Genomic DNA, 25,786 nt, shown 5'->3' with positions numbered 1-25,786 from the left:
GAACTCCTTTTATTAGATAATTTTTGACATTGCACCAAGATAAACAAGTGCAAAGAGATTAAACGATAGAACATAACCGTAGTGCATTTTAAAACTGGTGTTACTGGGTGATACATTCAGACTGTTTGCGGCGAAAATAGCATTGATCGATACGGGAGAAATAAGCTGAGTTGCAATAAATAAGCAAATCCATATCTGATAATCAACCATCCCCCCCGTAAGATAATCAGAAAATATCGACCATGCGATACTAAAGATAATCAGTGGATGGATACCTAATAAACCAAAAAGCGGTACGATGAACAAAATAATCGCGTAGATCTGCAACGTTGTCAGCCCGCCAACATAAGCAGTGATACCCTCAGGTACATGGGAAAAAAGCAGCCAACAAACTGAGGTCAACACACTACAGCTTAAAAGCAACAATACCTCACCGGATATATTCTGTGCTGATTCAGTTAATTGCTCAGCCCAGGGTTTATCCTTTTTAACCAGATGATCGACAACAAAGAGCACGACTGCTGTAAAGGCAATACTTTGCAGTGAATTAAGATTCAGTACCGTTAATGAAAAAATGAATACTCCCCAGAACAGACCTACACATAGCAGGATATACCGCATCCCATCACGGCTGGGTGTCACCGTCTCGTTTTCAGCGATTACCGTCACTTTTGCGCTTTGGTTGAACAAGATACTGAATAAAAAGAGAGGGATACCCACCAGCATCGCCTTAAGATGCGGTACGTCAGGCATTGCCGCCCAAACGGCAGCAGCGCCGATGGTGGTTGGCATCAGTACCATCGTAATGCATACGGTGCGCGTAATAATCTTTGCCAGGTTGAATCTTGGCCCAATAACTGACTTGAGGCCATCGAGCAGCAATGATATTGCCCCCAGACTCATTGGCCATGTTAAGAACGCCGTCAATAACGTAACCCCAAAAGTCATGTTCGATGTTTTTCTACGCGAAAAATATCCTCCCAGAACAGCTGTAAAATTAAGAGAGGCCATGACTTGTCGTAATAAGGCAATACCAACAAGCAGTAAAATCACATCAAAATATCGCGAAAAAATTGCAGGGAGCACAATGCCTTTCAGGTTGTTTGTAGCAAGAAGAAACATCATCGAGCAGAGAAAAATAATCACACCACTTCTGGCGGATGATTTTTTTGACCAGAAAGCAAATGTCGATGCGAAGTAGAGCACGGCGGTAACTCCCGCAATAGCCGACATCGCCGCATGTTTATCCGTCAACGCACAAGCGAACAGAAATACCAGCAATGATGTTATCGCTAACGCAGGTTGCAATGATTGCCACGCCTTGCCACGGGCCTGGATTTGCTCAGTCTGCATTTATCGCTACCTCTGGCTGAGCCTGCCGCACCATCATTTGATGATACATATCTGCGACACAACGGCCTGCATCAACCAGGAATCTTGAATTAACCAGCGGACGTGGCAGGACGTAGGTGTAAAAATTCGCGCCTTCCGCAGGATTGCCCAGCACCCAAAAAGTCGTCTGCGCTTCCCCCATGCGATTAATAGGATGCTGGCATTGATCGATATCCAGCCCACCCGGGTGATACCCCTCATTCATAAATGGACGAACAATACCATTGGCTGTCATATTTCTGATTAACGGTGAAGCGTCATGTAGTGGCGAAAAACTGGCAATTTTCGCCTTGATTAAAACATCAGCCTGAATCTCAGTACTCTCTTCTTTAAAAGGTGAGTGAACTTCGAATTTTCCTTCGCAGTCGTTCAATACTAACCTTGAATCTTTACCACCGGCCAGACTCACCACATTCGCTTCCATTAATGCTAATAGTTGTTCATTTCTTAACTTCGGCGGGCCAACGGCAATGCGGTTAAAAATGGGATTAAAATGCTCAAGGAAATACTGATGTGACCGCGATTCAAGCCCTGAATTATCAATCGCTTCTCGTAAAATATCCCTGACATCACGAATAATGTCTGTCGCCGCTTTGATCGGGCCATGGACATTGCCCTCCTCAGACTCCTGGAGATCTTTACGCAGGAAATACATAAACCATTGAGTATAATCCTTTAAACTCAGATGTTCCTGCGATTGATGTGGATAAAGCACACTGTCAATTACCGCGATGTCTTCAGCGCTCGGTTCATAAGAGCCAGCATCTAACCACTGCCCATTTAGGGTTGAACGATAGGCATAACACATTTCTTTATGCAGTAAGGGGAAAACTTGTTCAAGAAAATCGATTTTTGAAGATCCTTTCTCAAACACATTTTTCAACCGCAATTCTCTGATAGCCATTGCCGTTAAGAAGCGTGGGGAGTACTGCCCAGAAACGCCTTTTTGATTCGCGCCGCGACTGCTAAAAGGTAGAGCCTTACGTGAATAGATAAAAATACCCGGTTCTTTTCCGGAAGGATGATAGCGAAGCTCACCATCTTCCCGGCTAAATTTTCCACCCCTGCCGATAGTGAGTTGCGAAATGACATCATAGGCAGTCAGACCAATACCCTGAACAATCACATTTGATTCCGCTGTTATTTTATTCAAATTATTTATTGGATAAGGAGTCGAATAGTAGTCCAGGCGTTCATTTTTCTTATAATTATTGGCAATAAATCGTTCAACAAGATGATCGTCAAACGTTTTGGCGTTGTCGCTGTGACCAGTGGTTAAATAGACGTAATCGGCCACCACACGCTGACTGTCTTCCAAGACAATAATAGACTTCGCATCGTCCTGAATCAGAATGTTGTTGGCCTGCTGATTTATCTGTGTAACCGAGATATTGTCAGGCAAACTTTTGATAATTTCGTGATAAAACCAATTTAAGTATTCACCTAATAATCGACGAGGTAAATAATCGTTGGCGTCAATTGGTTTGCCAGCCACGTCTTTTAAATAACGGCCATCAACATTTTTATAGCCCTGCTCATTAGCCCACTGATGAAAACATGGCCCTGAACGGAAAGATCCGGCATTTTTTACCGTCGCATCACCAAATAATGTTATCTGGCAAGCAACGGTGTTAACCAATAAATGGTCGGGCTGCGATAAACTGTGCGCACCTACACCCATCGCATTTTTATCAACGATAACAATATTAATATGTTCATTCTGTTTACGTTGTGCATGCTGAGCACAAATCCTTTCCAGAATACTAAGCCCCCGAGGCCCCATTCCTATAATAGCAACGGTTGTCTTTTTCATTCTTTGCTCCAACTTTGAGAGTATTTAACTTTGCTGTGTTGAACATAGCTAATCCCTGCTGCGATAAATAACGCACAAGCGCCAGATAATATTGAAATAGTCATCCCGTTTTTATTGTTCTGAAACGCACTCACGATTAATGGCCCGGCAATTTGCCCAATGCCATATGTTAACGTCACCAGACCCAGAAGATTAATTTTCTGTGGTGCAGAAATCTTTTTCGCGAGTGGCATAACGAGAGAACTGGTTCCCATGAAAGTTGCACCAAAGCCAATACAACTCAAGGTCAATAAAAGCGGGGAATGGATAAACGAGGCCATCACAACGCAGCTCGCCTGCACAATTAAGTTAACACTCAGGCAGGACAATATGCTCCACTTGCGTGCAGCCCATAACCAACCATAGCATCCTGGGATAACGGCAAGGCCAACAATAGACCAGATATGGTTGGCCAGAAATTCATTACCCACTCCCCGGGCCATTAAAGGGAGATAAGTAGCTACAATGATATAACCGAAGCCTGCCAGTCCATATAACAATGCTAAATTCCACCACTGGATGTTCGGCTCGGATGACGAAGCTTTTTTCTGAGGAGGTAGAACGTGTTTATTTGCAGGCAGCAATATAATCAGCGCGATGAAGAGTACAGCTGAAATGATTGACGCGCCGATCCATAGTAGCTTTGAATTTAATGCATATGCGATACCGGCTATAACATATTCATTGCCTATAAAAATACCCACCCCGACGCCGGCAAACAAAGAAGCAATGACAAACGGATTATGGGTATGCTGTAGCATAAGCATCGACCCGAATATCATCATGCCTGCGCTGGCAACACCGGCGATAAATCGAATAACAATTACTATATCAGGGTGCGTGACTACTGCCATCGCAAAAATAAGCAGGCCGGTGACTAATGCAGCACAAATTAACATCGTTTTGATATTCTTCAGGCCACCAAAAATACCAAACGAGAACAGGAGGCTGCCAACCAGGTATCCGGCGTAATTCGCGCTTGCGATTAACGATAATTGCGAAAAATTAAAAATGCCTTCATGCAACATGACCGGCAGCATCGGAGTATATAAAAACCGACCAATTCCCATCCCCAGCGTTAAAACAATCATACCGAAGACAGCCGTGCTCAACTGGCGATGGCCAATAACATTGTGATCAAGATCCATTTTTCAGGCTCAATATGTCAATCAGATTTGATTGTTATGTTACATAAAGAAATGATAATAAAAAGTTAATAAAAATGACGAAAACCTTCACTTTGAGTGACAGACACGATGAACAGTACCTCATTAAATTTGTTTAAAACCGTCGCGGAAACCGGCTCTATCACCGCAGCAGCCCGTAATCTGCACTGCGTTTCTTCAAACGTCACGACGCGGCTCAAGCAACTGGAGTCCAGCCTGGATGTTTCGTTGTTTGTTCGCGAGAAGAATCGTCTTCACATCACCCCTGAAGGTGAACTGCTTCTGCGTTACGCTAACAAAATCCTCGCGCTTTTAGACGAAGCCGAGTTGTCTATGCAGGGAACGAAAGCGGCTGGCCCTCTGCGCATTGGCGCAATGGAAACCACTGCCGCCGTCCGACTTCCTGCTTTGCTGGCAAACTTCCACCGTGAAATGCCCTCCGTAGAATTAAACTTAAAAACGTCACCGACAGATGTGTTAGTTCGTCAGATCCAGAATAGTGAACTTGAAATTGCCTTCGTCGCTGACCACAAGGCGTTGCACGTAGACAATTCAAGGCTACAAACGCAGGTGCTGTGTCAGGAAACCCTGGTTCTGGTTACGGCCGCAGAGCATGGTGATGTCGTGACGGGAGCCGATCTGGAGGTGACAAGGCCGCTCGTCTTTGTGAAAGGATGTAATTATCGTTCCCGGCTTGGGCAATGGTTACGGCTACAAAATGTCGATTATGACGACCCGCTGGAGTTTGGTTCTTTTCAGGCAATACTTGGTTGCGTAAGTGCCGGAATGGGCATTGCATTATTGCCTGAGAGCGTCGTCAAACAGTATGAAACGAGCTTCCCCATACGGTGCCACTCTATTACTCCTCACATTGGTAATGTCAATACTATGATGATATGGCTTAAAAATCGTGAGGTTAGCCGGGTATTGAATTGCTTTGTTTCCTTTGTTTCATCCCACTGAGGTATTCCACAACCATATTGTGCCGTTAGGGCTTTTGGGCTGGTAAATACTCTATATGGATCTATTATCGATGCAGGCTTTCAGTTTCAGGATTGACTAATACAATTTAATAGAGTTGCTGAAGATTTCTTTCCTGGGATTGGTCAAGAAATTTGACCACTGTTTTGTAGTAAGAACGGCATCTGCTCTCTGATTCGTTCGTTGCCAGTCTGCCATTGGCACATGGCTGCTGTTGCAGCCCTGACAACCTTAGACTTCAATCGATTCAGAGATCTCTAACGCATCATCGACTTCAATGCCCAGATAACGGACTGTGCTTTCCAGTTTCTTATGGCCCAACAGAAGTTGGATCACCCGAAGATTCTTGGTTTTCTTGTAGATCAGGTAAGGTTTTGTTCTTCTCATGGAGTGTGTGCTGTAAAGCGAAGCTTCGAGACCAAGCTTTTCTACCCACCCATGAAAAATTCGGCTGTATTGCCGGGTTGATATGTGCCGGTTAGTTCCGATCCGAGACCGAAACAAGAAGTCCTTACTGTGCAAATTGCCAAGCTTTGTCAATGCAGCAACAGCTTCTCTTGTCCCTTTGGTTATCTCAAATTGCACAGGGCTACCGGTTTTCTGTTGCAGCACCGTAGCTCTGCTTGAAACCGAGCTACCATATTCAACATCAGATACTTTGAGGTTCACCAGATCACAGCCTCGTAGCTTACTGTCTAAGGCCATGTTGAACAGAGCTAAATCACGCGTTTTACCTTCCAGTTCAAGCCGGATTCGGATCCCCCAGATATGAGATATCTGAAGTGGTCTTTTTTGGCCTATGATACGGTCTTTGTTCCACGGTGACATGTTCATACTCAAATCTCCTGCAATGTTGGAGATTTGAGTATGGTTGTCCCTTATGAGCGAGGAGCGGACGTTCGCTGTTGTTTTCACATTTGATGAAGGCATTACTTAAATCGTGGTGTGTAAAACAATGGGGAGCAGATCAACTTCATGGCTAGCACAAAATAAATCTCTTAAGCATTAACTGATAAATTACTCTGTTTCAATACATAACCTATGTCCAATTACAAGTGCATAACCAAGGTATCAAGCCTTAAAAGTTATCTGAATATCTTCTTGAACAATCCATGAACTTCGGTAATATTTAGATTCATGATAATTAATCGGTGATGATGCTCTTTCCAGTGGTAGCGTTGTTATAGCTATCAAATTAATTAAAGTGCCATGCCGAAGCATGGTAACCTGAAGCTGGAAGATGTTAAATTATTATTAATTTTTGAAAAGGTAACTAAATGGAAACCACTTCGCCCGAAGATGCAAACAGCGCATTCATTGTAACCCACGATCACCCTCCCAGCTTATCCAATCTGAAAAGATTGAGTTTAATGAATGACGTGGTCTATTTTTCAGATCTTAGAGATTTAGCATTAATTTGCGATGATGAGACATCGAGCGTTGATAACGGTGTTACGTTCAGAATGGGCGAGACAGGTCCGTATCCTAGAGATAGTGAATACGAGAGCATTTTTACCGAAAATTTAAATCATTCTGAACAAATGATTAATGAAAGGATTCTTTTCCCTATAAATACATTAAGCATCAATAATTATACACCAGCCCTTCACTGGATAGCATATCAGTCGGCTATCAAGGATAAAGAGTTAGTTCGAAGTGCTTCTGCGGAAATACCCGGTGTCAGTTTAATTGATGGGTTTTATTCTCCGCTCGCAATAGCAACAAGTCAGGGTCGATCAAATCACTGGTATCAGCCGGAACAAACAGAGAACATTGAGGGTATGTCTCATTCAACTCAGATGCTTTCGCAGGTAAGGGTTGGTCGGGCATTGAAATCTCTATCTATGGCAAGCTCTCTAGGCGCAAATCCTGTTATTTTAGATGACATAAACAGTAAGGTAATTGGCAGGTTACTACTAGACAAGAACTCTCTGTTAGATGTGGATACTTACGTAAATAGTGCCATTGAACACGAACTATTAGATATTCCCCTTCTTGAGAAGGAACTGGAGGATGTACCTTGGCAGGATATTCTCCAGATGAGGAGAGAAACTCTACCTGCAATAAATAAAACCAGACGTTTTCTGATCGACAGCTCTAGGGCGTTTTTCCCATTTCCTTCTGCCAGCCCCAGAGAAATTCAGAATAAAGCAATCGAGTTAAGAGATAAATACTGGAAATTAAAGTCTGAAGAAAATATTAAGTGGTCTCAGCTTGGACTAAGCACAGCCATTTCTACCGGAGTTGGTGTGGCAGGAGTGACGGTTACTGTTGGTGCAGGACTTATCGGTTTACTGGCCGCTCTTATCCCAGCAGCCGGAATGGTTCTCGTTAGAGAACAAATACCAAACATCATGGACATAGTTAGACTCCGCCGAGAAAAAAATTCGAACTCATTAATTCAAATTGATAATTGTAACTACCTGAATTTGAAAAAAGGGAATTAAGCCTGACCTATTCCCCATTGATGCTTGCGTAAATCTGGGACTATACAAATAAAGTGGAAAGCCTCTCATTTGCGGCGAGAGGCTTCATCTTGAACTTATATAGTCTTTACGTCCGGCATGGTGAACAGCCCGGACTGATAAAAAATTCGAAGTAGTTTGATTGTCTGTAGGTGTCTCTCACCGCAGAAAAGGGCTTAGAGCTGCTCTCCAATAATTATTACGCTCTTGGCTTAGAAAAGTCCGCTTCTGGCACGTAGCGGACCGCCCGAAGCGTGGCGAGGTCTGCTATGAGCGAGGAGCGAAACCTCGGAATGCATACTTACTTCGATGCGTGTTAAGCAATGGGGAGTAGGTCAGTAATTTATTGTGAAAGCAATAACACTAATAGCATTAGTGAAGAGGCTAAAGATTTGTTTAGAACCCGCCCCCTTAAGAGGCGGTATTCTTGGCAAACATTTTATTTACTGTTTATCAATTGCAATAATGGGATCTCAGCTACATCACTAGGAATATAGGGGTCATCTTCTTTTAAATTAACCCCAATGCAATCAACATCATTTAACCCAATTTCCCAAGCCCACCTAACATCTAACGTACTCATTTCTATCCCTAAACTATCTCTTTGTGGATGCTCAGGAACAATATTTTTTAACATCGCATCACATCCAAGATAGAATTTTCCACAAGCCTGATATTCAGCAAGAAACCTTTCTAAATTGACATTGCTATCAGGAGTCATCGTATTAATTCTACTGATCATTGTCATTCTTTTGGTTAAGGGAGTTGTCATCATATTTTCAGATATTAGTACTCTATAATGAATTGGGTTTTTAACTGAAATACCCTTGACAATACAAACCCGTAATCTGGCTTTACTATCTACCAAGCCTACTGATGATATAAGATCTTTGAAAATATCCTCACCTATATCGGGGTGTTTAAATAATAGATATAACCCTGGATAACACGATTTAAATTGAGCGAAGCCTACTCCTTGCCAGCGTGTTCTATCCCAAAGACGAGGTTTGATTAGACTTTGTATGGAATAATCTTTATGTGTTATATTTTCGGGATTAAGTTCCTCTTCAGGCATTCTTCCTTTACCAGGTGTTGGAGCTTTTATATCCTCGATCTTCAACACTTTCGGAAATTCACTATCCCAGGATTTATCTCTTAAAAGAGGATAAGTTTTCTTTTCAGCACTGGTGGAATAAATTTTCTTAATTTGTTGATCAATATCATTTCCAAGAACATTTTCAATAGATTTGATACAGGCACCAAAACTAATTGCTCTGTCGAATGCAGCATCTTCGAAGATCATTTTTTCAATGTATTCTGTATTTTTTATAAAAAATAATTCAGGGAGAAGATCAAATACTAATTTCTTGAATTCATTAGTGATTTTTTGTTGAGCCTCGATTCTAAAATCACTTGCATCAAAACCAGCGCAATTTATTGTAAGATTTAGTTTTCCACTATTGCTATTTATTTCATGTGATAAGGATAAGTCATCATCGTCATCTGCTATTACTTCAATAATTAAAAATGCTTCTTTAAGATGGATGTTGTCAATCGTACAGGTTGCAAAAGCACCCTCTAAAAGTGATAAGACATTAGTTGAAAATTCTATAAATGGTGACCGATTCGGAAAGTTAATTTCTATGGTGCATCCAAAAATAAAAGATGTATATACTCCTCGTTTGTCATGGTTATCTTTTATGCCCTTACTATTAAATCCTGCATCAAAGTCACATATTTTTTGCAAGAAATCATTATGATCTTTATCGGCAGTAACTTCGTACTCACGTTCAAAATCTTCAATATAACCTAAAGCATATTTAAGACATCCCGATGATACAAAAAGGCCTAATCTATCGAGTTCATCGGGGATATTACTCTGTCGATTTATTCCCTTTAGGTCAGTGTTCAAAATGAGTTGACTTATGTAAAAATCGACTTGCTGATTTTCTTTATCGCCGAACGAGCTATCACTGATATTCTCGTTAATTATTAAAAACAGTTCATACCATAAAAGGGCATGTGCTAATTTCCCTAGTTTTATTTCTGTTAGGCATAAACTATAATAAATCTCAGCCTGCTTTAATGATATCTCATCATACTTCCAGAAGTTATCTGTAATCAAAGAAGCGGATAGAAGCAAGCATGAACGTGAACTCCATAGCAATCCAATGGATTCGTAAGCATAAGCAATAGCTTTTAATGCTAATATAAATTTATCTCGTGATTCCTCTTTATAGAGTGGAATAAAAGATTTTCCTAAATACTTGATTGCCTGATAAGGGTGACCATTTTGAAGCCTCTTTATACCTCTTCGTAGATTTAATAATGCCCCTTTAACTTCACCACCTCTAACAGCAGATTGCTCAGTCATATAGTCTAATAAATTTTCATATGCATCTACATCGAAAAAAATGTCATCTAGTTCGTTCAAAAGTTGGAAGTTTTTCTCAAAAGGATAGCCTATTAAATTCCCACTATTTTTAAAAATTTCATGTAACTCTTCAAATACAACCGAAGCATCTTCTACATCTGAAAACGTTGTCAATTTATAAATGGCTTTGTGAGTTCTCGCTGTTAGCGCATTACTGGGACGTGAATCATCGTCAGCTATCTCATCTAGTTTGGCGAGCATGTTACGTTCAATATTCTCAATGTCGATTGTAGATGTTGCGTTGTTACGTCTAATATAACTTTTATGAACGGTTACTAAATTTAAAACTTTTTCCCATTTTGAGGAATTAGTTGATGATGCTATACTTTCATACGCTAATTGAAGATTTTCTTCGAAGAGATTAAAATCTTCCATCCAAAAATGGGACTTCCAGGCGTATTGATAATACGCATCTAGCAATTGTTGATTAGTCCCGAATTTTTTTGAGATTTTTATAGCTCTTTCAAATAGACCTTGTGTTTCAATTAGTGGTTTCTCAAGTTCAGCGCTTAACTCTGCAATTTCTAAAACTATATCCACTTGTTCATATGAAATTTCAGCAGGGTTTATTTTCTCTCTAATATACTCGGTTAATTCTTCATGTTTTTTATGTTTCTTATAATCATTTTCTCCAAAAATAATTTCTCTTTTATATTGTGTTGGAACTGACAATGAATCAATGACCAATTGCTCAAAATGGTTTTTGTAAATTTGATCTAATAGCCAATTAATATCTAATATACAGACATCTATTCCAGTTTTTGTTTTTAGTGTATCCTCAACCTCTGAACGAATATTGGACTTTGCAGATTGATTCGTTACGCAAAATACTTTAGTATACCCACGCTCTGTTTCTTTTATCTTAAGTACATCTTCATGACATTTTTTCTTCCAGTCTTTACGTGTACTTACCGCAAAGGCCCAACGTTCTTTATTTGATGCTTCATTAACACCTTCGAACCAAAGAAGCTTATTCTGTTCCGAAACAGGGAATGTTTGTGTGTCAGTTTTACCATCCCCCCCTGCTACAGGACCAGTCTGTTCCAGGAGATTAGGGCAAATTATTTTTTCACATATTTTTTTTGCAAAATCTTCGAATTGTAATTCTTGATTTCTTGTATTTAGAGTAGAGAGGAAGTGTTCCAGTACAACTCTATCTAAAGTACCAGTCTCTCTGATTGTTGAATCAGAAAATTTTTCAGGGCGACGGCGCCTTAGAAATTCTTTAGATGAAAATTTGGTTTCCTGTACATTCATGATTGTGACGCTCCTCTTGCTATCGACAATAAACCTTTGTATGCATCAACAAGACTTATTGTTCATACAGCCTTTTTTGAAGAAAAAATTGCGGAAGTTTATTTCTAGACAAGCTATCTATGTAATCACTATACCACTGCATCATCTGTTGTCTCCCTTCCAAATATTGTGCATGATTGTAAGCCCCGTGAATAGCGTTCTTATCCACATGTGCAAGCAGTGTTTCGATCCATGCAGAGTTGTATCCTTCTACGTGCAGAATGGTACTCATTGTGTGACGAAAACCATGCCCCGTCAGCCTTCCTTTTTATCCTAATAGCCCAATTACCTGATTAATGCTTTCCTTTGAGATCGGCTTAGTACGATCATTACGTCCAATGAATACGATCGGATAGATGCGCCTAATCTTTTAACATCGTGTTTTCTATGTCCGCTCCTGGCACAAAGCGGCTATTCAGTCTGCTTAACTTTGTTTCCAGGTTCAAAGGGGGAACGATGAGGTTTTGGCAGAATATGCTTAAGTTAAATGCGAAAAGGAATTCAAATTGGATGGAGTTTTTCACACATGAAAGACATCTTTCAGGATGCAGGTAAAAATTACCGAACAAGCAGATTCTGCCAATCTGGATTCTCAATTTTATGGGAATAGGGCAGCATCGCACGATTAATCAGATCAAAGAATTCTGACTCCACCATCCTTACCGCTTTGCTTGTACCTGGCCCTTTCCATTCATCAAAGAGACGCCAGTAAAGCGATTTCAGCATATCGACCGCTGCCTCGAAAATCTTTACGTCAGGTTCAAACCAATGACACACCAGAAAATACATTTTTTGTTCTGCATCATGAATGGATGTGCACTGGGAAAGTTGACTCATAAATAGCTTTATCCAGACCAATGCTGCTGTTTTTAGCGGTGGCAGTACAATCCGCTGCTCTATCATGTATCGTGACAGATATAATTCAACCTCAGTACGTTCAGGTTGATTATCAAGACCAAGTGAAGCGAGAATTAAGAGAGTCCCCGAATCATTTCCTTCGGTAATTTTATCTTCAGCCCATGCAATGATCAGGCAGTCCAGATTATCGTAGAGAAAGTGATATTTCCTTGAAAAAACAAGCAGTCCGAGCAGGTCATTGAGTGAGTATTTACATAGCATCTGATGTTCTCTTTCCTGTATCGTTTACATGAACCTTGGCAATGCTCCTGTCTAAGGCCATCATTCATTTAACTGGTGGGGCTACGTATTCGAATGAAATGCCAGTTAACCTTAATTTTATCTTAACTATTGATATAAATACTATAAAGTGTAGTGACATACAGATTTTGACCACATAAGCCGAAGTGTGAGAAGTCCGCCTCTGGCACGGAGCAGTCTGGCTGGCGCCCCTCAAGAGCTGCTATGTCAAGAGCGGACGTTGAGCACGTTGTTCAACGTCACCAAATTCAGCCCCTGGCACTCAGTTTCTCGCGAGTTGGACCTTGAAAGTAGATACTACCTATATGGCAACTACGCGGTTGAGCGAGTACAAAACGAATAGTTTCCCAGACTGAGCGTCCATTTAATAAACGTTCCCCCATTCTGGATTGACTATCAACAAACGTATCTAACCCTGTAAGTTCGAAATCCGGTGGATACAACCCGGTCACACGTATATTTTCTTCGGACAACTGGTGTGACAGTTTAGTTGTGAATCCGCTCAGCCCGTGTTTGCTGGCAAAAAAAGCGGGATGCGCAATTGAATCCGTAAAATTCGGAATCCCACATGAAGATATTATTGAGACGACATCCGCGCTTTCTGAACGTCTTAACCCAGGCAACAATGCATGAGTCAGTAAAATCGCACCTGTCAGGCCTGAACTGACGGTATTGATAATTTCTGCGTCTGGTTGATCGTCTAACGTTCCTGACAGCCACTGGGCGGCATTAAGGATTAAAATGTCGATGGGCTTGTCTGAAGTTAACAACTGTGAAGAAAACTGCGAAAGGGATTCAGGCTGGGTTAAATCACAGATATATCCTTTTGCAATCCCGCCTTCAGCCGCGATGATACTGCAAGTTTTTTGAATATCATCAGCACGCCGCGCGCAAAAATCCACCTCGACGCCTTCTCGCGCCAGCCACACGCACAGCGCCTGACCAAATCCTCCGCCTCCACCCGTAATTACAGCTCTTTTACCTCTTAGCATCTTCATCCATCCTTTTCTTTATGACTATGTGTGGATATAGATATACATGAGGAGGTGGATTGGCATCTTTCAATTAGTGCCATTTTTACATGAGGAATAGGGATAGGGGACTTGCAAAGCCAGCATCTGGCGCGGAGCGGACTGAGCGTTAGATTATTATATTCTCTGCAAGGATATGTATGCGCTATACACCAATTTTAATTGTGCTATTTAGTCAGTAAATTTGCTTAAAATACCATTCCTCTTCTGTTTATAAAGACAAGAAGAGGGATGTATTAATCATTTAGATATCAGTAGCCTGCAGCCCTGTTGGCTTCTTTGATGCGATTGTTTCTTGCGTCTTTATCGTGTTGGTCTTTTGCCTGCATTATCCCACTTGCAGCATCCACCCAATCATTTGCGGTACAACCTGACAATACCATACTCAACATTAATGCAAACGCATACTTCATTTTAACTCCATCATTCATTATTGTATAAATAGCGTCTGTGTAATGCTCAATGTATTTAACGCTAATGCGGTTAATTTAACAAATAGTCATATCTCAGGCAAGGTGAGGATTTCGAACCCGTACATGTAATGGGTAATTCATAATGATTAGCTGAAATAATTGAAGGTGCAGGGTAGAAATAACACTGCATAAAAAACGACATATCGTATTGCGCGGATTATTAAACAGCGAATTAATTAGCCTCTGTGACAGAGGTTATCTTTACGCGTCAACGCATAGCTGCGCCACTCCCGGCGATTGTCATTCGTCGGGAGCTATCTTTAATTATCGAACCTGTAGTGCTTCGAGTTCAGAACACCGGCAAACCCAGTCCTTGCTTTACTTCTTTTAATGTCTGCTGCGTGACCTCGTGCGCCTCTTCGCTTCCTTTTTTGAGCATCGCCATCAGCATACCTTTATCCTGGATGTAGGTTGCCCGCCGCTCGCGCATCGGGGCGATAAGCTCCTGCAAGCACATCTCCAGCTCGTTTTTGCATGTCCGATCACCCAGCCCGCCGCGCTGATAATGTGCTTTCATCTCCGCCACTTTCGCTTTATCCGGATGAAAAGCATCGAGGTAAGTAAATACCATATTGCCGTCAATCTGCCCCGGATCGGACACTTTTAGATGATTGGGATCGGTGTACATTGCGCTGACCGCATGATGAATGGCCTCTTCGCTGGCGGACAGGAGTAGAGTGTTGCCGAGCGATTTTGACATTTTGGCATTACCGTCGATCCCTGGAAGACGGCTGGTCTCACTCAGTAGCGCTTTACAATGCGACAAGACAGAGGTCGGTAACAGATTATTCATCTTATGCACGATCTCATTGGTCTGTTCGATCATGGGCAACTGATCGTCGCCGACGGGAACCACCTCGGCTTTGAAAGCGGTAATATCTGCTGCCTGGCTGATGGGATAAACCAGAAAGCCAACCGGTAACGAGCGGGCAAATCCTTTCTGCGCAATTTCGTTTTTGACCGTAGGATTTCGCTCCACGCGAGCCACGGTAACAATGTTCATATAAAGCGCGGTCAGCTCAGCGAGGGCGGGCAGGGCCGACTGCAGACAAATGGTGGTGAGTGACGGGTCGATTCCTGCGGCGAGGTAATCAGCCAGCACTTCGGGAATATTGTTGCGGATCTTTTGTGGTGTGCTGCCGTTATCGGTCAGCCCTTGCAGGTCAGCAACCAATATGAACTGCTGATAATTATGTTGCAGCGTGGCGCGCTGGCGCAGAGAGCCAACATAGTGGCCGAGATGCAGCGGGCCAGTGGGACGATCGCCAGTGAGGATGATAGTTTTGTTGTTCATGTAAGACTCCTTAATCAAAAAACCGAAAGGGGTCTTTAAATGCAAATAACCGCCTTTCGGCGGTTATTTAAAATGGGGAAAACTCATTCTGACCGCCTTTAAGAAGGCAGCCACCACAGGTTGTGATTAAACGCGGTGATATCGTGTTTTGTGTTCATCCAGTCAACATATCACCGCCTGGCGCAGAGGTAAAGCAATGCGCGGCGTACTGACGTATCTTAGCTCGCTTCCAGCATGCCAAAGCTCACGATGCGCGAACGCCCTAACTCTTTCGCGCGATACAGCGCCACGTCTGCGGCGCGCAGAAGATTGTCGCTCTGGGCGTGCTGCGGATAGCTGGCAACGCCGATAGAGACATCAACGTGACCAATCTCTGAGAGTCCAAAGCGCAGCGACAGTTCGCGTACACCATTATAAATATCTGTCGCAAAGCGGTTGGCGGCCTGCTCATCCGTATTGGCCAGCAACACCAGAAACTCTTCACCGCCGTAGCGGAAGGCCATGCCGCTGTCATGGACAACGCGCTGAATAGTGGTGGCGATACTTTTTATCACGCTATCGCCCGCCTCATGGCCAAAGCGGTCGTTAATATTTTTGAAATGATCGATATCGATCATCAGGCAACTGATTGGCTCTTTGTTACGCACTGCCTGGCTCATCTGGGTGCGCAGCGTATCTTCCAGATGGTGACGGTTGCGCAGGCCGGTTAGCGGGTCGTAGAGCGCTTTCTCCAGCAGCGCATCACGCAGGCGCTGGTTGGCTAACGCCAGACCGAGTGCTTCCGCCATCAGTTCCAGATACGCGCGAGAGGGAGCGGAATCATTGCTGAGGTTCTGGAATGAGAGCAGGCCGATGGCTTCACCCTGGGCAATCAGTGGCACGCACAGGGTATGCTGCTGGCATGATTCCGGTAGATGGTAGCAGGCGATATCGGGTTCGCCTTGCACCGGTGGATGGCTCTGACCGCGGCGCACTGCCCAGCACTCGTCCGGGTGGAAAGCATCCGCTTTGCCCTGTGGTGAAAGCCATTGCGCAACGCAGCGCATCTGCCAGGGCTCTCGATCCAGTATGTAAAGCCGCCCGGCAATACCGGGAGCAACATTCGGCGCAAACAGCTCTGCCACATTAATGACATCGGCAAAATTCTCGCAGCCTTGCAAACGTTGAGTCATACGTGCGAGCAGCTCGCGGATTGCCCAGTCGGCGTCTCGTTCTTTCTCCAGTCGCTGACGTGCCAGGCCGTTCTCGCGAAAAATGCGGATCGCCTGTGCCATATCGCCGATTTCATCGATCTGATTAAAGCTGGGTGTCTCAACGGCGTAATCCTGCGACGCCAGACGGTTAACCACATCGCTCAAACGCACGACTGGACGCAGTACGCGGCGTTTTAAAATAAAACCGAGAACGAACAAAAATAACAGCGCCGTCAGCCCGACCATCACTTCCGAAGCCGTACGTAGCGTGCGCGATGTCTGAGTGGCATCTTCAATGGTGTTGCGTACGCGGCTGTCGAGTAACTGACGGAAATGATCTATCCGGTCCTGGGCTCGCTCCAGTTCCTGTTCATAGGATTTGCCATACAGCAGGGCGATGGCCTGCGACTCTTCTCCGCGCGCGACGCTGGCAAGCGCCGCAGCTTGCTCATCCTGCAGGGCATCAACAATCTGCAGCCCTTCATGCAATAGCGCCAGCTCTTCATCCGTCGCCCCAATATCTTTTAGTTTCGACAGCCGCTGTTCAACGGCTTTCAGCGACGCTTCTTTCTGGCGGTAGGCGTTAAGCGCTTCCGGGTCTTTTGCAATAACATATTCGCGTGCCAGACTGGACAGCGACCAGGCATCGAGCTCGACTTCTTCGGTCAGTTGATCGAATTGATAACGCTGCTCCACCACCTGGCGTTCGGTGTTATCGGCGCTGGAGGCCATCAACATGACAACGCCGGAGGCAATAGTCAGACACACCGTCGCGCTGTAGGCCCAGTTGGTGATTGTGGCAATTCGCACTGATTAGTTCCTTCTGCGACGATTAATGAATAAGCATGATTGAAATTATAGGAAACGTATGATTTTGCGTGAAAATAAAAAAGGCGGTCTCAGGACCGCCTTCTGTTATCGTCCTGCCATCATAAATCTGGAGGATTTTTTCCTTCTTCCATAAAGGCTTCGTCGATTCCTTCCACGTTACCTTCATGATCGCGCCCGGAAAACAGGTTCCAGCAGGTAATGAACAGTGCGGCAATCAGGGGGCCAATCACAAAGCCGTTAATGCCGTAGATCTCCATTCCGCCGAGAGTGGAAATCAGAATCAGATAATCCGGCATTTTGGTGTCTTTACCCACCAGTAGCGGGCGCAGGATATTGTCCACCAGCCCGACGATAATCACGAAGAAGCCAACGATAAACAGCCCTTGCCACAGCTGGTGCGTGGCGAAGAGGAAGATTGCCGCAGGTACCCAGACGATCGCTGAGCCGACCGCGGGCACGAGGGAGAGAAACGCCATCAGCGCGCCCCACAGGACGCTGCCGTCGATGTCGACAATTGCAAACGCGATGCCGCCAAGAATACCCTGAACCAACGCCACGACCGCTGTGCCCTTGACCGTTGCCCGCGTCACGCCGACGAATTTGGCAAACAGGTGCTGTTTGGCAAAATCAGAAAGCGGTAATGAGTCCAGAATCTGGCGCACCAGGTACGGCCCGTCCTTCAGTAAGAAAAACAGCAGATACAGCATGATGCCAAAGCTAATAGCAAAGCCGAATGTCCCTTTACCAATCAGGAACGCACTGCCGGCGAGGTACTGTCCACCCTGCAGTACAACGTCGGACAGTTTTTTCTGGATCTGCGCGACGTTATCCAGATTATGTTCTGCGAGGAATCCTCTGGCCCAGTCAGGAAGATACGAAATAATGGCGGTGACCACTTCCGGGAACTGAGTGTCGTTTTGTTGTAATTTGGCATACACCACGTTCAGCTCAATAGCCAACGAGGAGAAGATCACCATCAGTGGGATAAAAACAATCAGACAGATGATGCCGATGGTGAGCAGTGACGCCAGTCCGTTACGTTCGCCAAGCGCGCTGCGCAGTCTGTTTTTCACCGGGTTAAAGATGGTGGTTAAGATTGCGGCCCACAAAATGGCAGAGAAATAGGGAGACAACACATCGAAGAACGCCCAGGTCACGAGGGCAAGTATGAAAATGAAGAAACCTTTAGTCAGTCCGTTAAATCGCATTAGTGAACCCTGTAATGAGAAGCAGTCCCGACTATAGAACCGTTCAGGGGAATTACCAACTTTCGCTGCGCATATTTACTTAAATTGGTTAACCTGTTTTTCGTAGGGAGCCTGCGACAGATAAATAACGTACGCTATGATTTATTAGTGAAACAGTCATACTTTTCTTCCCGAAAAAGGGCGTCAAAAAAAGAGGGGGCGTTATGAACACTCAACCTGTCATCGGGATTAGTGGATGTTTAACCGGCTCAGTCGTGCGATTCGACGGCGGGCATAAACGGATGGGGTTTGTGATGGACGAACTGGCTCAGTGGGTGACTTTTAAACCTGTCTGCCCGGAGATGTCCATCGGTTTGCCTGTACCACGCCCCGCGTTGCGTTTGGTTCAAACCGCCCAGGGGAATATCCGCATGTGTTTTAGCCATGCGCCTGGTGAGGATGTCACCGATAAAATGTCCGATTTCACCGCTTCATATATCAATGGGCTTGGCGGTCTGTCGGGTTTTATCGTCTGTGCTAAATCACCGAGCTGCGGAATGGAGAGAGTGAGGCTGTATGACGAAAAGGGAAATCGTGGGCGAAAAGAGGGAACCGGTCTGTTTACCGGCACATTAATGGAAACCTACCCGTGGTTGCCGGTCGAAGAAGATGGCCGCTTGCACGATCCGGTGCTGAGGGAGAACTTTGTCGAGCGAGTGTTCGCGTTACATGAACTTAATATGCTGCGAGCCACTGGTCTTACTCGCCACGGTTTACTCAACTTCCACAGCCGCTATAAGCTCCAGCTTTTGGCTCATCACCAGGCGGGTTACCGGGATATTGGCCCTTTCGTGGCCTCGCTCCATCAATGGGATGATTTGGACGCTTTTTTCGTGGTATATCGCGAAAAGCTAATGGCGATCCTCAAAAAGCCCGCCTCACGGAAAAATCACACCAACGTACTGATGCATATTCAGGGCTACTTCCGCGATCGGTTGAACACCCGCCAGCGCGGAGAGTTGCGTGACGTTATCCTCAACTATAGCGGCGGACTGCTGCCAATATTGGCGCCACTGACTCTGCTCAAGCACTACCTTGCTGAATACCCAGACAGCTATTTACTTACCCAGAACTATTTTGATCCTTATCCGAAGGATTTAGCCCTACGGTTAATGATTAATTAGCCTGATATCGAGTAAATCTGGGGCAGAAATATCCGTTGTTCGCGAAGGTTATCCCTGCCATTTCTGATGCGTTTAAGCAGGGATAATTTTTAACGGTGTGTAATCGATGAGACAATGCGGCCCGCACCCACGGGCAAATGTGCCGGCCGCGATTTAACCGTTTCTGATTTCTTCATCGATGCAAGGCTGAGGTTTGCCAAACAGATATCCTTGCGCGAAATCGCAGCCCAGAGCCTGAAGTCTTGTCAGTTGCTCCTGCGTTTCAACACCTTCTGCAACAGCTTTCATATTGAGAGATTTCGCCATGCCCGTGATCAGTTTGATGATAGTCAGGGCGTCTTCCTGCGTAGATATCGAATGCACAAAGGACTTGTCTATTTTGATTTTATCGAAGGCCAGTCTGCTGAGGCGCGAAAGAGAAGAGTATCCGGTACCAAAATCATCGATGGAGATTTTTACCCCCAGGGTCCGGAGCTTATTAAGCGTATTTATCGGTGTAGCACTCTCGGTAAAGAGAGAGGATTCAGTCACTTCCAGTTCGAGGCGGTCAGGTGGAAGTCCAGTTTCTTTCAGAATGGTTAACACGATTCCTGCAAAGGCCTTGCTGCTTAGCTGGACAGGGGAGACATTGACTGAAATTTTAGCCGGAACCGCCCAACCCGCGGCTTCCCTGCAGGCAATTTCGAGCACCGCTTTCCCCATCTCATTAATCATCCCTGTTTTTTCAGCAACAGGAATAAAGCTATCCGGCGACAGGAGGCCCTTGAGAGGATGGACCCAACGAATAAGCGCCTCATAGCTGTATATTTTCTGACTGAAAGAATCGACAATAGGCTGGTAATACACCACGAACTCTTTGTTCACTATTGCTAATGCCATATCATGCTCAAGCGTTCTGCTTTCTTGCAATTTTTCTAACATTCGTTGCCGGAAGACTTTTATCTTGCCAGAGCCTTCATTTTTGGCTTCATAAAGGGCCAGATCGGCAAATTTATAAAGATAGTCGGAGCGGCGCTCATTTTCTGAGATAACAATGCCAACACAGGTGGTTATGTTGATAATTGTGTTGTAAATGGTGTAGGGCTGGCTGATAAACTCACATATTTTCTGGGCTCGCGAAACGGCCCGACTTTCTGTCAGACCACTTGAGAGAAACGCAAACTCATCCCCGCCTAAGCGATACAACGTATCCGACGTAAGGCTTGTCGAAATCAGACGATCCGATATCTGGCGCAGTAACATATCACCGGCATCATGACCATACGTATCATTGACCTCTTTGAATCGATCTAAATCAAACAACATCACCGTCACAGCATCGTTATTTTTCTCTGCCATTTCGATTGTTTTATTTAAATCGCTCCAGAATAGCTGGCGGTTATTCATCTCGGTGAGCGAGTCATGGTAGACGTCATATTCCAGCTTGGCATTCTGAATTTGTAGCTTTTCCTTCGATTTTTGCAGTTCTTCGGCAAGACTCTTGACCTGAAGGTGCGCCCGCAGAATATTTCTGTTTTGATAAAAAATGAGTACACCCAGAATCGCACTCAGTATTATTAGCAGTACAGATGTCGTTGAGTAAATATAGTACAGCGTTTGAATTTTTTGGTTGGCGTTATTAATCGAGTTAACATCTTTGTTTAATGCGCCGGATGAAAGACGCCCAAGTTGTGCATCCAGGGTATGCATTTTTTTCAGATACGCCTGGAGTGCTGGACGGTTCATTTTCTCGAGATTATCATCCAGATAACTAAGGATATTTTCAAGTGTTACCGCTAGCTCACGGTGGGCTATATTGCTTTCTATGTAGCGCCCCAAATCACCTTCTTTTATCAAATCACTCTGGCTGAGCATAATGTCGAGACGCATGCGTACATCATCAAGATTCATCGTATCATCGATAGTGTAAAGACCAAGCAACGATTCAAATCGGTAATATTGTGATACCAACTGAGCGGCAGACCAGGAATCGGTGTAGTGAGTCAGTTTCTGTAGCTCTTGTTGCCTTTCATGCACGAGGAAAGAGATATATCCGGTCGATATAAAAAGAAAAAAGATGATGCCAGCCAGTATTCTGTTCATGATGTTCCTCTGAACGCTTACTCAATATCCATACTACTGACCTGCCATGCAGACCTTGAATAATAAATCTGATTATTTAGTTCCGGCATGCTGTCATAGGGGTACACAATAAATAATGGGCCTTTATCACGGATGCGCATATATTTTCCGTTGATTTTTAAAGCAAGGATGGCATTGTATTTTTTGAAATCACTGAGAGGGATAACGGTGGTGTAGTCATTAAGCGCAGTAACCTTTACAACGGAGCCGCTCGCTCCAACATAATCCATGAGTTTTTGTAGTGGAATACCCGTAAAGGTCGTACGTCCATTATACCAGGGGGAGGTGGTCTGAAAACTTACCATGCCCAGCTTCTCAAGACTGGCGGTATCAAAAACCGCTTTCCCGTCTTCATTTGTATTTTCAATATTACCGGATAACGTTAAAAGAACTTTACCGGTGGGCCTGGAAAGTTCACCCGCCCAAAGCTGGGTGGAGAGCACAACGCTTACCAACATGACTATTAACCGCATTCTAACCTCACCAATCAGCCGGATGTAAAAGAATTATAATTTAGATATCACGCTATTTATATATTCCGCCTGTCTATTATTGATGATGTGAAGCTATTTGCATTTTAATTCATTTAAATCAATGGGTTGTCATGCTTAATGGTTATGAATATTTATTAAATCAGGCGAAGTCTGTTATTAACGGACGGTGATTTTTGTTGTGTCTGTACAAAAAACACTCACCCTGTGGTTGTTAAAAAATCACACGATCATAAAGGTTTATTTTTTTGTGCAGCGACAGGGAATCGTTGTTTTATCGGCGGGTAACCTTGTTGAATAAATCGAACTTTTGCCTATTCCCGGGATTAGATTACACAGGCGTAGCAGACGTTCAAAAATAGTCAATTATCAGGAATTCAAAATATGCAAAATCACCTACGGGATCGTCAGCAACTTAATGAACTTATCAATGGCTGGATGCACCGCGATTGGGGGAATATGCCGCGCTGGCTTGCTGCCTGAGCCAGGCGGATATACCTTGCTGAGCGCCGCATAACCTGGTTTATTCGCCAGCCTGAGCCGACTGGCGGGCATACAGATACGCGGTCGCTCTGGAGACGCCCAGATGCTGCGCCACTGTGTCCATAGATTTTCGTACGTTCAGCAAACCGTCTTTGCGTAATTGTTGAATCAGTCGTTTACGGTCTTCAGGTTTCAGGGCGCGGGCCGTCGTTGCGCATTTAGCGGCAAAGTCATCGATACGCTGGCGGATGACTTCGTTACTGCCGGGATCGATATGTTCCTTAATGGGAGAGTCAGCGGTTTCAGTAAAACGCGCAAGGGCACTCTGCATGCCACGAAACAGCGTCATATCCACGTTCAGACAGAGTGCTGCTACGTATTTGCCTTCATCATCCTTGATGCCGATGGAGGTACTTTTCACCGGGCGGCCATCGGCAAACTGGTTGCTGTAGTTGGCTATAATGCTGGGAAATTCAGGCGATGCGATTCGCGCCAGACCCAGTTCTGTTGCAGGTTGACCGGGTTCTCGCCCGGACAGGTTATTATGGATGGATAAAATGGCATGTTCAGGATTTTTGAGATCATGAACCACCACTTCGCAAAACGGAGAGAAGGTCTCGCTCAAGCCCCTGGCGATAGTGTCAATTTGGCTGAGAAGTGAGTTGTTATCGGTTTTTGGCATGCCAGTCTCCTGCGGTGATGCCTGTTGCCATGATTGCGGGCAGTTTACAGTGAGCAGGGTTCGCTTTTCCAGACGCGAGTGTTCAGACGGTAATAAGGTATCCGCATGGCAGATACCTTCTTGATTACCCGGCAAGGAATTCACTGTAGCGGCTGATATCCACGTTCCCACCGCTGATGATAATGCCGATTTTTTTGCCGCGAAGTTCAGCTTTGCGCGCTCTGGCGGCGGCAAAACCCAGACAGCCAGTCGGCTCCACGACAATTTTCATTCGCTCAGCGATAAATTTCATCGAGGCGACTAATTCATCGTCTGAGACAGTCAGAATATCGTGCACATTTCGCTGGATAATCGGAAACGTAATATTCCCGAGATGTTGGGTCTGAGCACCGTCAGCAATGGTTTTCGGCGTATCGATATGAACAATCTTTCCGCTGCGAAACGATTGTTGACCATCGTTTCCTGCCTCCGGCTCGACACCATAGATGATGCAGTCAGGTGACAGATGTCTGGCTGCCAGTGCGGAGCCCGAAAGCAGGCCGCCGCCGCCCAGACACACGAAAAGAACGTCTAGCTGACCCACTTCTTCAATCAGCTCTTTTGTGGCGGTGCCTTGGCCCGCAATCACGTGCGGATGGTCGTATGGCGGGATCAGCGTCAATCCTTGTTTCTCTGCCAGCTCCCGTCCGATTTTTTCACGATCTTCGGTATAGCGATCGTAAATCACCACATTTCCACCATAGCCTTTTGTGGCTGCAACTTTAGCCGCCGGGGCATCATGCGGCATGATAATCGTCGCCGGGATCCCCAACAATTTTGCCGACAGGGCAATGGCCTGCGCATGGTTGCCGGACGAAAAGGTGACGACGCCCGCAGCGCGTTGTTCTGGCGTGAACTGGCGTAACGCATTCATGGCTCCGCGAAATTTAAACGCGCCCATTCTCTGGAAGTTTTCGCACTTGAAGAAAACTTCAGCACCAAATTCGTCATTAACCGTTCGGGAGGTCATCACCGGCGTTTTGTTGGCATAGTCGGCGATGCGCTCTGCCGCGGCGGCAACATCGTTATAATCAGGCAGTGTCATCTCAGTCATTGTTGTTCACCTGTATGTCGTTAAACGTCATGCTTGTGGGGCCAGGGCAATAGCTTCAACTTCCAGCGCGAAACCATAATGAAGCTCTGCAACGCCCGCTACCGCGCGGGAGGGCCGGAAATCACCGATCCACTCCCCATAGATTTTGTTAAACGTTGGCCATTGGTTGATATCTGTTACATAGACGCGTACTGACACCAGGTGCTGTCGAGAAACCCCAGCGCCAGCCAGGCAGGCATCAATATTCTGCAGTACCAGCCGCGTCTGCTCTTCAAAAGAGGCCTCGGTTTTTTTTTCGCCATCACTTGTGACCGGCAACTGACCAGAAATGAAGACGAATCCGCCAGCCGTTGTACTGTGCGAGTAATGACCTGCAGGCGGAAAACCTCCTGCAGATGAGTTCAATGTAATGTCCACGGACATAAGAGAATCTCCTGTAGTTAGTGGTAATTCATTTTGTATAAAATAATACTGTTTGTATTATTTTATACGCTTTCAAACCGCGTTCGGCTAGTGATAGTTTTCACAGGTGATGATTTTGTGAACTATGGCAAACGTGACCCACGTTATATAGCTATCCTGGTGCGGTGAAAGAAGGGGAACGCTTTTGATGAGGGGAAAGCAGGGGAGTGAAGAAGCGCCCCGGGGCGGGGCGTTAAAGCCAAAAATTAGCCGATATGGCCGTGGTTAATCTTACTTAACGGTTCATTGATATCGAAGATTTTGCACGTCACGTCATCCACACCCAGGTGCTTCAGGCGGACCGTGTGTTTTTTGATATAGGCCAGAGCGCTGTCTTCATCCTGAAACAGGTAGATGCCACCCGCTTCGTGGTTTGCTGCGTTCTCGGTCCAGATTTTCCAGATGAAACCCGGCTCCTGGTTGATGGATTCGGCCAGTTCAACAAGTTGATGTGACATCTCAGCGCCAAACGGACCAGGAAAATCAAAGTGTATCTGCACGAGTTTGTTCGCCATAA

20 protein-coding genes and 1 pseudogene are annotated in these 25,786 nt (G+C 44.9%); 3 read left to right on the top strand and 18 right to left on the bottom strand.

From position 1 onward, the window contains the following. Positions 1–12: 12 nt before the first annotated feature. Genes HV314_RS13895 through HV314_RS13885 form a run of 3 tightly spaced genes read right to left on the bottom strand, consistent with a single transcriptional unit; the run spans position 13 to position 4,392 of the window. Positions 13–1,353, bottom strand: coding sequence for a hypothetical protein (locus HV314_RS13895; RefSeq protein ID WP_047417697.1), 1,341 nt, complete (start codon positions 1,351–1,353; stop codon positions 13–15). After that, complete coding sequence (locus HV314_RS13890; protein ID WP_047417694.1) at positions 1,343–3,205, bottom strand: FAD/NAD(P)-binding protein; 1,863 nt, start codon at positions 3,203–3,205, stop codon at positions 1,343–1,345. The genes HV314_RS13895 and HV314_RS13890 overlap by 11 nt, the downstream gene beginning before the upstream one ends. Further along, positions 3,202–4,392, bottom strand: a complete 1,191-nt coding sequence (locus tag HV314_RS13885) for an MFS transporter (protein ID WP_016156407.1) — start codon at positions 4,390–4,392, stop codon at positions 3,202–3,204. The genes HV314_RS13890 and HV314_RS13885 overlap by 4 nt, the downstream gene beginning before the upstream one ends. Before the next feature lie 108 nt (positions 4,393–4,500). Here HV314_RS13885 and HV314_RS13880 point away from each other — a divergent pair, with 108 nt between their 5' ends. Then, positions 4,501–5,373, top strand: coding sequence for a LysR family transcriptional regulator (locus HV314_RS13880; RefSeq protein ID WP_016152964.1), 873 nt, complete (start codon positions 4,501–4,503; stop codon positions 5,371–5,373). A gap of 249 nt (positions 5,374–5,622) precedes the next feature. Here the strand turns inward: HV314_RS13880 and HV314_RS13875 are convergent, their stop codons facing one another. Further along, the gene (locus tag HV314_RS13875; RefSeq protein WP_181545855.1) at positions 5,623–6,225 is read right to left on the bottom strand and encodes a site-specific integrase; all 603 of its coding nucleotides are present in this window, start codon (positions 6,223–6,225) and stop codon (positions 5,623–5,625) included. A 443-nt stretch (positions 6,226–6,668) separates the two neighbouring features. Here HV314_RS13875 and HV314_RS13870 point away from each other — a divergent pair, with 443 nt between their 5' ends. Beyond that, complete coding sequence (locus HV314_RS13870) at positions 6,669–7,838, top strand: hypothetical protein (RefSeq protein WP_181545853.1); 1,170 nt, start codon at positions 6,669–6,671, stop codon at positions 7,836–7,838. 457 nt (positions 7,839–8,295) lie between these two features. On the opposite strand, the gene HV314_RS13865 is transcribed toward HV314_RS13870, so the two are convergent. From HV314_RS13865 to HV314_RS13835, 8 genes and pseudogenes are all read right to left on the bottom strand, one after another. After that, a complete protein-coding gene (locus HV314_RS13865) occupies positions 8,296–11,547 on the bottom strand; it encodes a hypothetical protein (protein WP_181545851.1) in 3,252 nt (1,083 codons plus the stop codon). Between the two features lie 55 nt (positions 11,548–11,602). After that, positions 11,603–11,938 (bottom strand): annotated as a pseudogene (locus HV314_RS27390) (tyrosine-type recombinase/integrase); the annotation flags it as partial. Between the two features lie 206 nt (positions 11,939–12,144). Then, positions 12,145–12,705 carry a hypothetical protein gene (locus HV314_RS13860; protein ID WP_181545849.1) on the bottom strand — a complete coding sequence of 187 codons (561 nt, stop codon included), beginning with the start codon at positions 12,703–12,705 and terminating at the stop codon, positions 12,145–12,147. Positions 12,706–12,992: 287 nt separating this feature from the next. Further along, positions 12,993–13,736: an SDR family oxidoreductase gene (locus tag HV314_RS13855; protein ID WP_181545847.1), complete on the bottom strand. Its 744-nt coding sequence runs from the start codon at positions 13,734–13,736 to the stop codon at positions 12,993–12,995. A gap of 290 nt (positions 13,737–14,026) precedes the next feature. Further along, the gene (locus HV314_RS13850; protein ID WP_016152967.1) at positions 14,027–14,188 is read right to left on the bottom strand and encodes a hypothetical protein; all 162 of its coding nucleotides are present in this window, start codon (positions 14,186–14,188) and stop codon (positions 14,027–14,029) included. A gap of 349 nt (positions 14,189–14,537) precedes the next feature. After that, positions 14,538–15,542: a tryptophan--tRNA ligase gene (gene trpS / locus HV314_RS13845; protein ID WP_181545845.1), complete on the bottom strand. Its 1,005-nt coding sequence runs from the start codon at positions 15,540–15,542 to the stop codon at positions 14,538–14,540. A gap of 218 nt (positions 15,543–15,760) precedes the next feature. Beyond that, positions 15,761–17,545 carry a sensor domain-containing diguanylate cyclase gene (locus HV314_RS13840; protein ID WP_019076715.1) on the bottom strand — a complete coding sequence of 595 codons (1,785 nt, stop codon included), beginning with the start codon at positions 17,543–17,545 and terminating at the stop codon, positions 15,761–15,763. A gap of 119 nt (positions 17,546–17,664) precedes the next feature. Continuing rightward, positions 17,665–18,774 (bottom strand): AI-2E family transporter, encoded by a 1,110-nt coding sequence (locus tag HV314_RS13835; protein WP_016156415.1) that lies wholly within the window; start codon positions 18,772–18,774, stop codon positions 17,665–17,667. Positions 18,775–18,977: 203 nt separating this feature from the next. Here HV314_RS13835 and HV314_RS13830 point away from each other — a divergent pair, with 203 nt between their 5' ends. Next, positions 18,978–19,937, top strand: a complete 960-nt coding sequence (locus HV314_RS13830) for a YbgA family protein (RefSeq protein ID WP_181545843.1) — start codon at positions 18,978–18,980, stop codon at positions 19,935–19,937. Positions 19,938–20,090: 153 nt separating this feature from the next. Here HV314_RS13830 and HV314_RS13825 read toward each other — a convergent pair whose 3' ends face one another. The 6 genes from HV314_RS13825 to HV314_RS13800 all read right to left on the bottom strand — a co-directional run bounded on the left by HV314_RS13825 (position 20,091) and on the right by HV314_RS13800 (position 25,784). Further along, complete coding sequence (locus HV314_RS13825) at positions 20,091–22,019, bottom strand: putative bifunctional diguanylate cyclase/phosphodiesterase (protein WP_181545841.1); 1,929 nt, start codon at positions 22,017–22,019, stop codon at positions 20,091–20,093. Positions 22,020–22,036: 17 nt separating this feature from the next. Then, the gene (locus HV314_RS13820) at positions 22,037–22,531 is read right to left on the bottom strand and encodes a molybdopterin-dependent oxidoreductase (protein ID WP_016152974.1); all 495 of its coding nucleotides are present in this window, start codon (positions 22,529–22,531) and stop codon (positions 22,037–22,039) included. Positions 22,532–23,072: 541 nt separating this feature from the next. Next, complete coding sequence (locus HV314_RS13815; RefSeq protein ID WP_016152975.1) at positions 23,073–23,714, bottom strand: helix-turn-helix transcriptional regulator; 642 nt, start codon at positions 23,712–23,714, stop codon at positions 23,073–23,075. 124 nt (positions 23,715–23,838) lie between these two features. Continuing rightward, on the bottom strand, positions 23,839–24,807 hold the full coding sequence (locus HV314_RS13810) for a threo-3-hydroxy-L-aspartate ammonia-lyase (protein ID WP_019076720.1): 969 nt from the start codon (positions 24,805–24,807) through the stop codon (positions 23,839–23,841). Between the two features lie 27 nt (positions 24,808–24,834). Further along, positions 24,835–25,230 carry a RidA family protein gene (locus HV314_RS13805; RefSeq protein ID WP_019076721.1) on the bottom strand — a complete coding sequence of 132 codons (396 nt, stop codon included), beginning with the start codon at positions 25,228–25,230 and terminating at the stop codon, positions 24,835–24,837. Positions 25,231–25,475: 245 nt separating this feature from the next. Further along, positions 25,476–25,784, bottom strand: a complete 309-nt coding sequence (locus HV314_RS13800) for a monooxygenase (RefSeq protein ID WP_181545839.1) — start codon at positions 25,782–25,784, stop codon at positions 25,476–25,478. Positions 25,785–25,786 lie beyond the last annotated feature (2 nt).

This window comes from Citrobacter sp. RHBSTW-00887 (assembly GCF_013728095.1).
GTDB classification, from domain to species: domain Bacteria; phylum Pseudomonadota; class Gammaproteobacteria; order Enterobacterales; family Enterobacteriaceae; genus Citrobacter; species Citrobacter braakii.
The sequence above is the reverse complement of the archived record's forward strand: the minus strand, read 5'-3'. Positions and strand labels throughout refer to the sequence as shown.

Excerpts from the sequence above, each read along its gene's own strand:
- HV314_RS13895 (WP_047417697.1), bottom strand. The coding sequence starts at position 1,353 with ATGCAGACTGAGCAAATCCAGGCCCGTGGCAAGGCGTGGCAATCATTG.
- HV314_RS13890 (WP_047417694.1), bottom strand. The coding sequence starts at position 3,205 with ATGAAAAAGACAACCGTTGCTATTATAGGAATGGGGCCTCGGGGGCTT.
- HV314_RS13885 (WP_016156407.1), bottom strand. The coding sequence starts at position 4,392 with ATGGATCTTGATCACAATGTTATTGGCCATCGCCAGTTGAGCACGGCT.
- HV314_RS13880 (WP_016152964.1), top strand. The coding sequence starts at position 4,501 with ATGAACAGTACCTCATTAAATTTGTTTAAAACCGTCGCGGAAACCGGC.
- HV314_RS13875 (WP_181545855.1), bottom strand. The coding sequence starts at position 6,225 with ATGAACATGTCACCGTGGAACAAAGACCGTATCATAGGCCAAAAAAGA.
- HV314_RS13870 (WP_181545853.1), top strand. The coding sequence starts at position 6,669 with ATGGAAACCACTTCGCCCGAAGATGCAAACAGCGCATTCATTGTAACC.
- HV314_RS13865 (WP_181545851.1), bottom strand. The coding sequence starts at position 11,547 with ATGAATGTACAGGAAACCAAATTTTCATCTAAAGAATTTCTAAGGCGC.
- HV314_RS13860 (WP_181545849.1), bottom strand. The coding sequence starts at position 12,705 with ATGCTATGTAAATACTCACTCAATGACCTGCTCGGACTGCTTGTTTTT.
- HV314_RS13855 (WP_181545847.1), bottom strand. The coding sequence starts at position 13,736 with ATGCTAAGAGGTAAAAGAGCTGTAATTACGGGTGGAGGCGGAGGATTT.
- HV314_RS13850 (WP_016152967.1), bottom strand. The coding sequence starts at position 14,188 with ATGAAGTATGCGTTTGCATTAATGTTGAGTATGGTATTGTCAGGTTGT.
- trpS (WP_181545845.1), bottom strand. The coding sequence starts at position 15,542 with ATGAACAACAAAACTATCATCCTCACTGGCGATCGTCCCACTGGCCCG.
- HV314_RS13835 (WP_016156415.1), bottom strand. The coding sequence starts at position 18,774 with ATGCGATTTAACGGACTGACTAAAGGTTTCTTCATTTTCATACTTGCC.
- HV314_RS13830 (WP_181545843.1), top strand. The coding sequence starts at position 18,978 with ATGAACACTCAACCTGTCATCGGGATTAGTGGATGTTTAACCGGCTCA.
- HV314_RS13825 (WP_181545841.1), bottom strand. The coding sequence starts at position 22,019 with ATGAACAGAATACTGGCTGGCATCATCTTTTTTCTTTTTATATCGACC.
- HV314_RS13820 (WP_016152974.1), bottom strand. The coding sequence starts at position 22,531 with ATGCGGTTAATAGTCATGTTGGTAAGCGTTGTGCTCTCCACCCAGCTT.
- HV314_RS13815 (WP_016152975.1), bottom strand. The coding sequence starts at position 23,714 with ATGCCAAAAACCGATAACAACTCACTTCTCAGCCAAATTGACACTATC.
- HV314_RS13810 (WP_019076720.1), bottom strand. The coding sequence starts at position 24,807 with ATGACTGAGATGACACTGCCTGATTATAACGATGTTGCCGCCGCGGCA.
- HV314_RS13805 (WP_019076721.1), bottom strand. The coding sequence starts at position 25,230 with ATGTCCGTGGACATTACATTGAACTCATCTGCAGGAGGTTTTCCGCCT.
- HV314_RS13800 (WP_181545839.1), bottom strand. The coding sequence starts at position 25,784 with ATGGCGAACAAACTCGTGCAGATACACTTTGATTTTCCTGGTCCGTTT.